The organism is Kribbella sp. NPDC020701 (assembly GCF_055562215.1).
This window is the reverse complement of sequence record NZ_JBVHFT010000044.1, coordinates 1-12,838: the sequence shown is the minus strand read 5'-3', so window position 1 is coordinate 12,838 and position 12,838 is coordinate 1. Positions and strand designations below refer to the sequence as shown.

Genomic DNA, 12,838 nt, shown 5'->3' with positions numbered 1-12,838 from the left:
GTCGTCGTCGTTCGGTGAGACGGTCTTCGAGAACTGGGAGTCGGAGTTCTTGCAGATGGGGATGTATGTGCTGCTCACGACGTTCCTGGTGCAGAAGGGGTCTGCGGAGTCCCGGCCGATCGATGGGCCCGCGGAGCAGGACGTGGATCCGCGGGTGCATCGTGATGATCCCAAGGCTCCGTGGCAGGTGCGGCATGGTTCGGCGTTGGTGCTGAGGCTGTACGAGAACTCGCTGGCGATCGCCTTCGGGGTCGTCTTCCTGTTGTCTTTCTGGCTGCACGCCGTGAGGCGCCGGCGCGTACACCGAGGATCAGCAGCTGCACGGCGGCGAGGCTGTCACCGCCTGGCAGTATGTCCGTACGTCGCAGTTCTGGTTCGAATCGTTCCAGAACTGGCAGAGTGAGTTCCTGGTCGTGGCGGCGATCATCGGCGGCTCGGTCTACCTGCGTCAGCGTTCGTCGTCGCAGTCGAAGCCGTTCACGCACCGAACGACCAGACCGGGGACTGACGCGAACGGCCTGTCCAAGCGGGTCAGCGTGTTGAGGACGTCAGGCGTGGTCGCCATCGAGCAGTTCGTGCAGGTCCGCGATCGCCTCGGTGATGTCGTCGTAGTGGTTCTGGGCGGCGCGGGACTCGGCGCTGATCACGCCACACCGGTGCACCCGGCGGAAGTCGCCGTACGGGAACTTGTAGTGGCCCTTGGTTTCGTTGTCCATTTCGGTATCGATGCCGAGGTACCACTGGCCGTACTCGCGCCAGCCGTGCTTCTCGAGATAGGCGTTCTCCTCGTCGGCAGTCGGTGCGTGCTCGCTCCAGTCGTCCCGCTCGTCCAGGACGGTCTGTGCTTTCCGCGCCAGCTCCAGGGCATGGTCGAACGCGACCTTGTTCAGCTTCACTGTCACCGTGATGTCCCTTCGAGCGAGTTGTCGAGGCCTCGTGGTGTCATCGTCACTCCCGGGGGAGTTGCTCGTCCGGATCCTCGTCGGGGTCGGGGTCGGGTTCAGGGTCCGGGTACGGCGTGGTGTCGGGATCGACCTCGGGGCGGCCTTGGCCGGGGAACGGGCGGTCGGGGTCGAGCGGGTCCGGCAGCGGCGGGACCGGCGGAACGGGTGTGGTGCTCATGGAATGGACCTCCAGGTGTGGTTGGCAGGCGATGACGCAGTCTCCACGGCTGATCAGTTGCCGCGGTGGTGGAGTTCTGGGAGTACTTCGGTGCGGTAGAGGTTCATCATGTCGATCGTGTGGGGTCCCATGTTGGCGACGTAGATTTCGTCGAAGCCGGCCTCGACGTACGGCGTGAACGCGTCGACGTGGACGTCGGCCTTGGATCCACAGGCGACGGATCGGGCGGTCGATTCCTTGGTGACCAGTTGGCTGGCCTGCTCGAAGTGCCGGGGTGACGGGAGCACCTGCGCCAGCTCGCCTGGCAGGCCCGAGTTGCCCCAGATCCGGTGTGCCTGCTCGATGCCTTCCTCCTCGGTCGGCGCGTAGCTGACCTTGAACCCGGCCTGTGCGGGTTTGCTCCCGCCGCCGTTGTCGCGGAATCGTTGCAGCAGTTCGGCGTCCGGCTTGGTGGTGATGTAGCCGTCCGCGATCCGCGCCGCCACATCCGTTGCCTCCGGCCCGAATCCGGACATGTAGATCGGCAGCGGCTGCTGTGGCCGGGTGTAGATCCGGGCGGTGTCGACCGTGTAGTGCTTGCCGTGGTGTGAGACGAACCCCTCCTCAGTCCACAACCGGCGCATGATCTCGACTGCTTCCTCGATCATCTCCAGCCGTACGTCGACAGTCGGCCACACGGATCCGAGTACGTGCTCGTTCAGGGCCTCGCCGGTTCCGACGCCCAGGGTGAACCGCCCGTTCAGCAGCACGGCGCTGGTCGCGGCCGCCTGCGCGATGATCGCGGGATGGATCCGCACGGACGGGCAGGTGACCGCGGTCGTGACCGGCAGCTGACAGACCTGCGAGATCGCGCCGATGGCGGACCAGACGAACGCGCTCTGCCCCTGCTCGTCGTTCCATGGATGGAAGTGGTCGCTGATCCAGAGCCCGTCGAACCCGGCCTCCTCGGCCAGCCGCGCCTGCTCGAGCAACTCGGCCGGCGTGTACTCCTCGCTGGACAGGAAATACCCGATCTTCACACGATCCTCCGATCACTCGCTTGCCCGCCGGGTGCCCGCAAGCGCGCGATCCATGCGCGCTGAATGAAGTGCGGCGCACCGGGCACCGGACGAACCCGAGCCAACGGAAGGAAGCGGCACGATGACTAGCACGGTCGCCGATGTGATGCTGGAGAGGCTGCGGGACTGGGGAGTCGATCATGTCTTCGGGTACGCCGGGGACGGGATCAACGGGCTGTTGTCGGCGTGGGAGCGAGCCGGTGACGAGCCACGGTTCGTGCAGGCGCGGCACGAGGAGATGGCGGCTTTCGAAGCGGTCGGCTATGCCAAGTTCACCGGCCGCGTCGGGGTCTGTGCGGCGACCAGCGGTCCCGGCGCGATCCACCTGCTGAACGGCCTGTACGACGCGAAGCTCGACCACGTCCCGGTGGTCGCGATCGTTGGCCAGACGGCGCGGTCGGCGCTGGGTGGGAACTACCAGCAGGAAGTGGATCTGATGTCCTTGTTCAAGGATGTCGCGAGCGAGTACTGCCAGCAGGTGATGGTGCCGGAGCAGTTGCCCAATGTCTTGGATCGGGCGATCCGGATCGCGGCGTCCCGGCGTACTGTCACGGCGCTGGTGGTGCCGGCCGATGTCCAGGAACTCGACTACGTCGCTCCCGCGCACGCGTTCAAGATGGTGCCGTCGAGTCTCGACCTGACCTGGGCGGCGCCGGTGCCGGCCGACCACGACCTGCATCGCGCCGCGGACCTGCTGAACGCGGGGGAGAAGGTCGCGATCCTCGTTGGTCAGGGCGCGCGCGGTGCCCGCGAGGAGGTCATCGCGGTCGCCGACCTTCTCGGTGCGGGGGTCGCGAAGGCCTTGCTCGGCAAGGATGTGCTGTCCGACGAGCACTCCTGGGTCACCGGGTCGATCGGGTTGCTCGGCACGCGGCCGTCGTACGAGCTGATGCGAGATTGCGACACGCTGCTGGTGATCGGGTCGAACTTCCCGTACAGCCAGTTCCTGCCGGAGTACGGCGCGGCGCGAGCCGTGCAAATCGATGTGGACCCGACGATGATCGGGCTGCGCTACCCGTTCGAGGTCAACCTGGTCGGGGACGCCGCCAAGACCCTGCGCCGGATGATTCCGCTGCTCGAGCCGAAGGCCGACCGGTCCTGGCGGGAGGATGTCGAGAGCAAGGTCGACCGCTGGTGGCAGGTGATGGAGCGCCGTGCCCGCACGTCGGCGGATCCGGTGAATCCGGAGCTGGTCTTCCACGAGCTCTCGCCCCGGCTGCCCGAGGATGCGATCGTCACTGCCGACTCGGGTTCGGCGGCGAACTGGTACGCGCGACACTTGCGCTTCCGTGGTGACATGCGTGGGTCGTTGTCCGGGACGCTGGCGACGATGGGACCGGGCGTGCCGTACGTGGTCGGCGCGAAGTTCGGTCGACTGGGGCGACCCTGTGTCGCGCTGGTCGGAGACGGTGCGATGCAGATGAACGGCATCAACGAGCTGATCACGATCGCGAAGTACTGGCAGGACTGGGACGATCCCCGGCTCGTCGTCGCGGTACTGCACAACAACGACCTCAACCAGGTGACCTGGGAGCTGCGCGCGATGGGCGGCTCACCCCAGTTCCTGCCGTCGCAGGAGCTGCCGGACTTCCCGTACGCCGACTACGCGCGCAGTCTCGGACTCAGGGGAGTCCTGGCGGCCAAGCCCGAGGAAGTAGCGCCGGCGTGGGAGGAGGCGCTGGCCGCGGACCGGCCCTGCCTGGTCGAGTTCCTGACCGATCCCGCCGTACCGCCGATCCCGCCGCACGCCACCTGGGACCAGCTGGAGAAGGCGCTGGAGTCGATCGTCCGTAGTGATTCCGACCGCGTCGACGTGATCAAGGAAGGCGTGAAGTCCAAGATCCAGGAGTTCCTGCCCGGCCGAGGAGGAGATTCGTGGTGACTATGCCAGAGGTCGACGTCAGTCCGTTGAGTGACGAGGAACTGGAGGGGCTCGATGCCTACTGGCGAGCGGCCAACTACCTGTCGGTAGGGCAGATCTATCTGCTGGCGAATCCGTTGCTGCGGGAGCCGCTGCGGCCGGAGCACATCAAGCCGCGGCTGCTCGGGCATTGGGGTACGACGCCTGGCCTGAATCTGATCTATGCCCACCTGAATCGGGTGATCCGGCAGCGGGGACGCCGGCTGATGTCGGTGATCGGGCCTGGTCATGGCGGTCCGGCGATCGTGGCCAACACCTGGCTCGAGGGGAGCTGGACCTCGGCGTACCCGAACACCACGCGGGACGAGCACGGGATGGCGCGGCTGTTCAGGCAGTTCTCGTTCCCCGGCGGCGTCCCGAGCCACGTGGCGGCCGACGTCCCCGGGTCGATCAACGAGGGCGGCGAGCTGGGCTACTCGCTGAGTCACGCGTACGGCGCTGCCGCCGACAACCCGGATCTCGTGGTGGCGTGTGTGATCGGTGACGGTGAGGCGGAGACCGGGCCGCTGGCGGCGTCGTGGCACTCGAACAAGTTCCTCAATCCGGCGCGCGACGGCGCGGTTCTGCCGATCCTGCACCTGAACGGCTACAAGATCGCCAACCCGGCGCTGCTGGCGCGGATCGGTGACGAGGAGCTGACGGCGCTGCTGCGCGGGTACGGTCACGAGCCGTACCTGGTCGAGGGCTCCGACCCGGCCACGGTGCATCAGGCGCTCGCGGCGGCCCTCGACACGTGCATGGACCGGATCGACGAGATCCAGACCGAGGCGCGGTCGGCGGCCGAGCCACCGGACCGGGCCGCGTGGCCGATGATCGTTTTGCGGACCCCGAAGGGCTGGACCGGTCCGCACACGGTCGACGGCGAGCCGGTGGAGGACACCTGGCGAGCACATCAGGTCCCGTTGTCCGGCGTACGGACGAACGAGGAACATCTGCGGCAGTTGGAGTCCTGGCTGCGCAGCTACCGGCCGGAGGAGCTGTTCGACGACACGGGCCGGCCGGTAGAGCGGTTGCTCGAGCTGGCGCCCGGGCCGGAGCTGCGGATGGGGTCGTCGCCCCACGCCAACGGCGGGCTGCTCACGCGTGATCTGGAGCTGCCGCCCGCCGAGGAGTACGCCGTACCGGTGAAGGCGCCCGGGGCCGAGGACGGGGAGCCGACGAAGGTCTTCGGCGCCTACTTGCGGGATGTCTTCAATCAGAATGTTGACAATCTGCGGCTGTTCGGGCCGGACGAGACCGAGTCGAACCGGTTGAACGCGGTCTACGAGGTGACGAACAAGGCGTGGCTGGCGGGCCGGCGGGACACCGACGAACACCTCGCGCCGGATGGGCGGGTGTTCGAGATCCTCAGCGAGCACACCTGCCAAGGCTGGCTGGAGGGGTACCTGCTGACCGGCCGGCACGGCGTGTTCTCGTCGTACGAGGCGTTCGTACACATCGTCGACTCGATGGTGAACCAGCACGCGAAGTGGCTGAAGACGACGAACCGGCTGGAGTGGCGGCGTCCGGTTCCGTCGCTCAACTACCTGCTCACTTCGCACGTGTGGAGGCAGGACCACAACGGGTTCTCGCACCAGGACCCCGGGTTCATCGACCACGTGGTGAACAAGAAGGCGGAGGTCGTCCGGGTCTACCTGCCGCCGGACGCGAACACGCTGCTGTCCACCATGGACCACTGCCTGCGGACCCGGAACTATGTCAACGTCGTTGTCGCAGGCAAGCAACCGCAGCCCAACTGGCTGGACTGGGAGTCCGCCGCCCTGCATTGCGCGCGCGGGATCGGTGTGTGGGACTTCGCCAGCAACGACCAGGGTGATCCGGACGTCGTGATGGCGTGTGCGGGCGACGTACCGACGATGGAGACGCTCGCCGCGGTCAGCCTGCTGCGTGAACACCTGCCCGAGCTGCGGATCCGGGTGGTCAACGTGGTCGATCTGATGCGGCTGCAGGGCGCGACCGAGCATCCGCACGGGCTGCCGGACGCGGAGTTCGACGCGCTGTTCACCACCGACAAGCCGGTGATCTTCGCCTACCACGGCTATCCGTGGCTGATCCACCGCCTGACCTATCGGCGGCACGCCCACGACAACCTGCACGTGCGCGGGTACGTCGAGGAGGGTACGACGACCACCCCGTTCGACATGGTCGTGCTGAACAACCTCGACCGCTATCACCTGGCGATTGACGTGATCGATCGGGTGCCGTCGCTCGGGACGCGGGCCGTGGTGACGCGGCAGTTCTTCGCCGATCAGCGCACGCGGCACCGGGCCTACGTCACCAAGTACGGCGAGGATCTGCCGGAGGTTCGTGAGTGGCGATGGACCTCCTGATCGTCAACGCGGGGTCGTCGAGTCTGAAGCTGCGGGTGCTGTCGCCGGACGACGAGGTGAAGGACGAGCGGTCGATCGCGGACTGGGACGGTTCCGGCGACGCGCTCCCGGAGCTGGAGGCGGGCGCGGTCGTGCATCGCGTTGTTCACGGTGGGTCCCGGTTCGGCGGCGCCGTAGTGGTGGACGACGAGGTGGAGGCGGCGATCGAGGAATTGGTGCCGTTGGCACCTTTGCACCAGCACCGGGCGCTCGACCTGATCCGGGCATCCCGCCGGGGCGGCCGTCAGGTGGTGGCGTGCTTCGACACGTCGTACCACCGCAGTATCCCGGCGGCCGCGGCGACGTACGCGCTGCCGGCGGAGTGGCGGGAGCGGTTCGGGCTGCGCAGGTTCGGCTTCCACGGGTTGTCGCACGAGTACGTCGCTCGCACGGTAGACGCGCGCCGCATCGTGAGCTGCCACCTCGGTGCGGGAGCGTCGTTGTGTGCGATCGACGATGGCGTGTCGGTGGACACCACGATGGGGTTCACGCCGGTCGACGGGCTGGTGATGTCGACGCGCTCGGGCTCCGTGGATCCTGGTCTGCTGCTGTGGCTGCAGACGACCGCTGGACTCGGGGCGGAAGAGATCGCGGATGCGCTGGAGCATCGCTCGGGTCTGCTCGGGCTGACCGGCGAGACCGGCGAGCTGCAGGACATCCTGGCCGGCCTCGGCGATGACAGCTATCGGCTCGCGTACGACGTCTACCTGCAGCGACTCGTCGGTGAGATCGCCCGGATGGCCGCTTCGCTCGGAGGCGTCGATGCGTTGGTGTTCACCGGCGGTGCCGGCGAGCACTCACCGACAGTGCGCGCTGCGGCCTGCCGCCGGCTCGACTGGCTCGGAATCACCCTGGACACCAAGGCCAACGAGGCCGGCGACCACGTCATCACCGCATCTGGATCGCCGGTCGACGCTTACGTCGTACCTGCCCGCGAGGACCTCACCATGGCAGCGCAGGCGCGGCAGCTCCTCGGTTAGGGCCGTCGTTGGCCTTCCCGGGTGTTATCTACCGCCGCGTCGGTCAGGCTGGCGTGAGTCCGGCGGGCCCGTTGGACTAGGAGCTGGTACGCCGTCGCCATGTCGGTGGCGGCGGCCTCGGCCAGGACACCCATGGCCTGTTCGATCACCATCCGCCCGGCGACGGCGTTGAGAAGCGGACGTATGCCGACCGCATGCTGTTCCTGCAGACCCAGACACGATCGCTCAGCGGGGAAGTTTGCGGGTCTCGATCAGCTGCTGGGCGACATCGCGCAGCTTGGTGTTGGTGTCTTGGGAGTAGCGCCGCAGGACCGCGAACGCCTGATCACTGCTCATGTCGAAGCGTTCCATCAGGATTCCCATCGCCTGTCCGACCAGCTTGCGGGCATCAACCGCTTGGGCCATGGATACTTCCTGCCGGGCGGTGGCAACCGCGACCGAGGCGTGCCGGGCCAGAATATGCGCGATTGCTTCGTCGTCGGCCGAGAACGCCTTCGGCTTGGCGTTGTACAGCGACAGGACACCGGTCGTGTGATCGCTGACCTTCATCGGGACCTGTAGCGCACTTCCGATCCCGGCGTTCGCGGCCGCGGTCTGCCAGCGCGGCCAGCGGTCGTCGGTCGCGACATCGGGAATGGTGATCGTGTCGCCGGACAACGCGGTCAGCATCGGACCCTGGTCGGCCTCGATCTGGATCCGATACAACGTCTCAGCGACCGGATCGGTGAGCGCCCCGACCTCTGCGCGGCCACCGCGAGCTAAGAGCGCGACGCCGGCATGCGTGCAGTTGGTTGCCTGTAACGCGAACTGCACCACTGCCTCCAGGGTCTCGTCCACCCCGGCAGCGTCGTGTAACTCCAGCGCGAACTGCGCGAACATACCGGCGTCGAACACCTCGGGGGGCTCTGACAGGGCCATCTCGGTCTCCAAGCGGGATGTGGTTGTGGTGATGCACTCGGGCGGCCGAACCCCGCCGATGCCGTGCTAGCTCTGGTCTCGCATCTGTTCATTGATACGCAGGGCTTCTGCGAGCTGATCTTCCAAGATGATGATTCGGCAGGCCGCCTCGAGCGCGGTGCCTTGGTCGACGAGCTCACGGGCCCTGGCCGCGAGACGCAGTTGGTAACGCGAGTAGCGGCGGTGACCGCCGTCGGAACGCTGTGGGGTGATCAGTTTTGCCTCGTCCAGGCTCCGTAGGAACCCCGGCGTGGTGCCGAGCATGTCGGCTGCCCGACCCATGGTGAACGCGGGGTAGTCGTCATCGTCGAAACTGGCCGGCCCGGCTGCCGGATCTGAACTCATCGAAGTCTCTCCGTGTGGATCTGGGGTCATCGAGCCTCCGTGCCGATTAGCCCCGGTGCGTTCACACCGGCGCCGAGGGTCGTGAATTGGCAACGCTGTAACTGTCTACGTCAGCTTCGATGTTCTTCTCTGTCAGCATCAGGAAGACTATATCGGTCGATCGGTAATGTCTATGTTTGCCACCATAGATATTACGAGAAGTCCATGACAGGTTCGGCGCCGAATGCAGCCGGGGTGTGGCGCGACGAGCGTGGCGGGCAGGCCGTTTCTGACTGCGGGTCTACGCGCACCGGAGGCCCGCATCCTCCGGTAGGCGCCGGGCCTGTCGACGATGTGTGCCAGCAAGTCCGCGGGTCCGGCGCAGGGCCTCGCAGCTGCCACGGCGCGAATTGACCTGGTTTCGGCTGGGTACCTGACAGGCGCGCTGCACGACGAGGAGATTGGGTCGATGGTCGTTTCGGATCAGGTGCTGCCGGGTGACCTGTCCCTGGACGTGACGTGGTTCCCGTCACGAACTCGAGCACGAGCGGCAGTTCAGGCTCGAGCAACTGATCAGCCTGTCCTACGAGGCCGACGCACCGTGCTCGATGGCTCATGAAGAAGTCCGAGCCACGCTGACGGCCGGCGCCATACGGGCGTTGGCGGAGATCGACGCCGCACTCCTCCGCCTCTCCAAACCCACTTTCGGAGCCTGCGAGTTCTGGGGGCGGACGATCCCCGTGCACCGGCTGGTCGGGATCCCGACGACCAGGCTGTGCCCGCCCTGCGAGCGCTCCCAGCCAGGCCATCACGGGTAGCGAGCGGACATGCGGACTTATCGATGGATCTGGCGCGCGATCTCAGGACTCTGGATCGCACTGGGTACATCAGCGGGTGTTGTCGCCCTTCCGCTCGTGGTGGGCAGCTCCCCGGCTGCGATCAGGTGGTACATGCGGAGGCTCAGCTGGGACCACCGGAGGTCAGCGTTCTCGCTGGCAACCGCCAGCACGAGCGATCTGTGCAGGCAATGGCTGGAGAGCTACGGCGAACTGAGTCGCGCGTCTTCGCACGCGGCGCCTCTTCGCGTGGTGATGGCTCGGCAGCGCTGTCTCGACGAGCTCGAGCGACGTGATCCGGATGGGGTGCGCGCCTGGCTGGCCTCGCCCGCCAGCGCCGACGGCGATCCGCGGCGCTTCTTGTCCGACACCAGCGGCTGAGACGCCGCCGGCCCGAGCTGCTTCCGGGACCAATGAGGTTCGCAATTCGCTTCCAGCGGCCGCGGACCGGCCCGCTGCCTGCGTCTCGGGTGCATTCGGCTGCGGAATCTGCGAGGGTGGAATCATCCGCTTCGGTGCCTGGACCGGTGTGTGGCGAGGCTACCAACTGCGTTCGGGGATGAGTAGATGGATCAGGTGGATAGGACCACGCTGCTGGCGCGGCTGGCGAGGCAGATCGCCGAGTACGGTCCGGATCAGCCGCTGGAGACCCGTCTATGCCGCGCGTATCTGGCGATCGTGGGTGGGGACGGAGCGGCGATCACCCTGTCCTACACCGAGCCGAGCCGGGTGACGCTGTGCGCCACCGATGACGCGGCGGCGCGGCTGGAAGACCTCCAGGAGGTGCTGGGCGAGGGCCCAGGCCCCGCTGCCTACGAGGCTGAGACCGCCATGACGACCGATCTGCGCGTCGACCGCGGCCGATGGCCGTTGTTCACCGACGCTGCCCGCGAGGTGCCCGGCGTCCGCACCGTGTACGCCGTACCGATGCGGCCCGGTCAGCACACGATCGGCGTACTCACTGTTCACCAGAGCGCCGGCCAGCTGCCGGACGGTGACCACGCGCAATTCCTGGCCGATGCGATCGGCGCCGCGCTCATCAAGGATCCGCCACCGCCGGTCGGGTCCGATCTCGACCCCGGGCCGTGGTCGACCCGGGCGCAGATCCACCAGGCGACGGGAATGGTGCTGATGCAGCTCCGCATCAGTCCCACCGACGCGATGGCGCTGATGCGAGCGCATGCTTTCACCCACAGCATCACCCTGGCCGAGGTCGCCGAACAGATCACCAGCCGACGGCTGCGATTCTCAGATGACGCCGAACATGACGTCGAAAGCGAGAGCTAATGTCTGCCACCACTGCTTCTCAGGCGTTCATTGACGCTGCCGCGGCCATCGTTCAGCAAGACGACGTCGCCGACATCCTGTTCCGTCTCCTGGACGACTGCTCCGGACTGACCAACGCAGGCGCGATCGGGCTGCTGGTGAAGGACGGCCACGGCCGGTTGGAGGTCCTGAGCGCGACCTCACATCAGGCCGTCGAGCTCGAGCTGTACCAGCTCCAACACGACACCGGCCCGTGTGTCGACGCGGCACGCGACGGGGCACGGCAGTCGGTGCGGTCACCCGCCGAGGTGACCGCGCGCTGGGGCAAGGTCGGCGAAGCGATCGTCGCTGCCGGGTTTCATGCCGTCCACGCAGTCCCTCTGCGTTGGCACGGCCGACTCATCGGTGCCATGAACGCCTTCCACACCAGCGTGGAGACAGCCGACGACGAGAGCCTGCAGCTGACACAGGCCTTCGCCGACATCGCAACTGTCGTCATCGTCCAGCCAGTTGTCGTCACCAGCGGCGAGCTCGACGAGCGCGTCCGCGCCGTGCTGGGCGGACGGACCGTCGTCGAGCAAGCCAAAGGTGTCCTGGCCGAGAGCGCGGGCATCGACGTGGCCACCGCATACCAACTCCTCGTCCAGCGCGCTGTCCGGAGCGGCTCCACCCTGACCGAGGCCGCGACCGCGATCATCGAGCAAGCACAACGCCGCCCCTGACACCAGCGATCAGTGCTACCTGCGTCCTCCTTCAGCTGGTGGACTGACGTTCGAAGATCTCGGTGATCTCCTCCACCGACAGTTGCTTGGTCTCCGGCAGGTACGCGACCACGACACGACCGCGATCGCGGACAGCACCGCGACGAGCACCATCAACCAGGCCAGTCCGAAACCGCTCAGCAGCGTCGGCACCAGCAGGATCAGCGCGAAGGTTGCGATCCAGTCGGCCGAGGCGGCGATTGCTGCGGTCCGGCCGCGCACCGCGGTCGGGAAGTACTCGCCCTGGATCAGCCAGCCGGTTCCGCCGACACCGATCGCGAACGCGGCGATGGAGATGTCCAGTGCGACCAGGATCAGCACGACCCGGGTGATGTCGTCGGTGAAGGCGACCGCGGCGATGGCCGCCTTGACGTCGTCGTCACCGGTCTGCAGGTACGGCTGCATCAGCTTGGGGCCGTAGTAGAAGGTGAGGTTGATGCCGGTGATCTGCTGGAAGACGAAGAACACCGAGACCACGACCAGGGCCTGCTTGACCCCCCGGGTCCACAGCGGTTTCCCCTTGCCTGCTGTCCGTTCCTGTTCCTCGACGGCCCGGGCGTTGTGCTCGATCTGTTCGGCGCTCACGTCGACGCCGAGCTTGCCGAGGGCGTCCGCGTGTCGGCGTACCGTCCTTGCCGCATCAGCCAGCGTGGTGACTCGGGCATCCGGGTCCGCAGTACGAGCGCGAAGAGGGCCGGTCCTGCCTCGCGGATCAGGTTGGTGAGGCTTGAGCGATGTCGCGTTTGGGTGAAGGCGAGGTTTGGGGGAGAGGCGCCGAGAAGGCCTTCGCTTCGGATGTTGTAGCGCTCGCGATCGGCGGCTACATCTCGCACGCCATGCCGGTCTCATCCTCCCTTGGTGCGTGCAGTCGCATTTGGCGCGAGGGCCGATCACACGACGAGTGGCGGATAGTTCATGCTCGCCGCGCCTCGCTGACCACCGGAGTCAGTCTGGTGGCGGGCCGGACCCAGGTCGTCTTGCAGGTCGCAGTGGGTGCGCAGTGTGGGTGGGCCGGGCGTTGAGTGGGTATGGCGGAGCGGTGATGGGACGGTGGTTGGTCGAGGGATCCGCGGCTCCGCCGTGAGGAGTTGGTGAGGGTGCTGGTGCCGGACAGGCGAGCAGGTGCCCGCACGGGAGGGGGCGACTGTCTGTCGCTTGCCAGCGTGATGGGACCACCTCGTTGCCACGAGCATGGGACCACCTGGAGGTGTGAGTGAGCATCACCGGTCTTGGTCCTCTTGGTC

General features: G+C 67.0%; 14 protein-coding genes and 1 pseudogene. 7 read left to right on the top strand and 8 right to left on the bottom strand.

Translation table 11 applies throughout. From position 1 onward, the window contains the following. Window positions 1-55: 55 nt before the first annotated feature. Window positions 56-431, top strand: a pseudogene (locus tag ACZ3HV_RS44100) (DUF6766 family protein); the annotation flags it as partial. 117 nt (window positions 432-548) lie between these two features. Here the strand turns inward: ACZ3HV_RS44100 and ACZ3HV_RS44095 are convergent. From ACZ3HV_RS44095 to ACZ3HV_RS44085, 3 genes are read right to left on the bottom strand one after another with little or no spacing between them, the layout of a single operon-like run. Next, window positions 549-902 (bottom strand): hypothetical protein, encoded by a 354-nt coding sequence (locus tag ACZ3HV_RS44095; RefSeq protein WP_465693836.1) that lies wholly within the window; start codon window positions 900-902, stop codon window positions 549-551. A 46-nt stretch (window positions 903-948) separates the two neighbouring features. After that, window positions 949-1,122 (bottom strand): hypothetical protein, encoded by a 174-nt coding sequence (locus ACZ3HV_RS44090; RefSeq protein ID WP_465693834.1) that lies wholly within the window; start codon window positions 1,120-1,122, stop codon window positions 949-951. A 53-nt stretch (window positions 1,123-1,175) separates the two neighbouring features. After that, complete coding sequence (locus ACZ3HV_RS44085; protein ID WP_465693833.1) at window positions 1,176-2,141, bottom strand: TIGR03557 family F420-dependent LLM class oxidoreductase; 966 nt, start codon at window positions 2,139-2,141, stop codon at window positions 1,176-1,178. Window positions 2,142-2,262: 121 nt separating this feature from the next. Here ACZ3HV_RS44085 and ACZ3HV_RS44080 point away from each other — a divergent pair, with 121 nt between their 5' ends. The 3 genes from ACZ3HV_RS44080 to ACZ3HV_RS44070 are packed head-to-tail and all read left to right on the top strand — an operon-like array spanning window position 2,263 to window position 7,450. After that, window positions 2,263-4,062, top strand: coding sequence for a thiamine pyrophosphate-requiring protein (locus ACZ3HV_RS44080; protein ID WP_465693832.1), 1,800 nt, complete (start codon window positions 2,263-2,265; stop codon window positions 4,060-4,062). A gap of 2 nt (window positions 4,063-4,064) precedes the next feature. Next, window positions 4,065-6,431, top strand: coding sequence for a phosphoketolase family protein (locus tag ACZ3HV_RS44075; protein WP_465693839.1), 2,367 nt, complete (start codon window positions 4,065-4,067; stop codon window positions 6,429-6,431). Continuing rightward, entirely contained in the window at window positions 6,419-7,450 is a 1,032-nt protein-coding gene (locus ACZ3HV_RS44070) for an acetate/propionate family kinase (protein ID WP_465693838.1), read from the top strand. The genes ACZ3HV_RS44075 and ACZ3HV_RS44070 overlap by 13 nt, the downstream gene beginning before the upstream one ends. On the opposite strand, the gene ACZ3HV_RS44065 is transcribed toward ACZ3HV_RS44070, so the two are convergent. From ACZ3HV_RS44065 to ACZ3HV_RS44055, 3 genes are all read right to left on the bottom strand, one after another. Next, entirely contained in the window at window positions 7,447-7,635 is a 189-nt protein-coding gene (locus ACZ3HV_RS44065; protein ID WP_465693837.1) for an ANTAR domain-containing protein, read from the bottom strand. The genes ACZ3HV_RS44070 and ACZ3HV_RS44065 overlap by 4 nt on opposite strands. Before the next feature lie 40 nt (window positions 7,636-7,675). Then, on the bottom strand, window positions 7,676-8,368 hold the full coding sequence (locus ACZ3HV_RS44060; protein ID WP_465693831.1) for a GAF and ANTAR domain-containing protein: 693 nt from the start codon (window positions 8,366-8,368) through the stop codon (window positions 7,676-7,678). A 66-nt stretch (window positions 8,369-8,434) separates the two neighbouring features. Next, window positions 8,435-8,752: a MerR family transcriptional regulator gene (locus ACZ3HV_RS44055; protein WP_465693829.1), complete on the bottom strand. Its 318-nt coding sequence runs from the start codon at window positions 8,750-8,752 to the stop codon at window positions 8,435-8,437. A 929-nt stretch (window positions 8,753-9,681) separates the two neighbouring features. Between ACZ3HV_RS44055 and ACZ3HV_RS44050 the strand changes: the two genes are divergently transcribed. From ACZ3HV_RS44050 to ACZ3HV_RS44040, 3 genes are all read left to right on the top strand, one after another. Then, window positions 9,682-9,948: a hypothetical protein gene (locus tag ACZ3HV_RS44050; RefSeq protein ID WP_465693828.1), complete on the top strand. Its 267-nt coding sequence runs from the start codon at window positions 9,682-9,684 to the stop codon at window positions 9,946-9,948. 186 nt (window positions 9,949-10,134) lie between these two features. Continuing rightward, the gene (locus ACZ3HV_RS44045; RefSeq protein WP_465693827.1) at window positions 10,135-10,854 is read left to right on the top strand and encodes an ANTAR domain-containing protein; all 720 of its coding nucleotides are present in this window, start codon (window positions 10,135-10,137) and stop codon (window positions 10,852-10,854) included. After that, window positions 10,854-11,555, top strand: coding sequence for a GAF and ANTAR domain-containing protein (locus tag ACZ3HV_RS44040; RefSeq protein WP_465693825.1), 702 nt, complete (start codon window positions 10,854-10,856; stop codon window positions 11,553-11,555). The genes ACZ3HV_RS44045 and ACZ3HV_RS44040 overlap by 1 nt, the downstream gene beginning before the upstream one ends. Window positions 11,556-11,570: 15 nt before the next feature. Here the strand turns inward: ACZ3HV_RS44040 and ACZ3HV_RS44035 are convergent, their stop codons facing one another. Together ACZ3HV_RS44035 and ACZ3HV_RS44030 are read right to left on the bottom strand one after the other, a co-directional pair. Beyond that, window positions 11,571-12,179: an MFS transporter gene (locus tag ACZ3HV_RS44035; protein ID WP_465693824.1), complete on the bottom strand. Its 609-nt coding sequence runs from the start codon at window positions 12,177-12,179 to the stop codon at window positions 11,571-11,573. Beyond that, window positions 12,176-12,427 (bottom strand): hypothetical protein, encoded by a 252-nt coding sequence (locus ACZ3HV_RS44030; protein WP_465693822.1) that lies wholly within the window; start codon window positions 12,425-12,427, stop codon window positions 12,176-12,178. The genes ACZ3HV_RS44035 and ACZ3HV_RS44030 overlap by 4 nt, the downstream gene beginning before the upstream one ends. Between the last annotated feature and the right edge of the window lie 411 nt (window positions 12,428-12,838).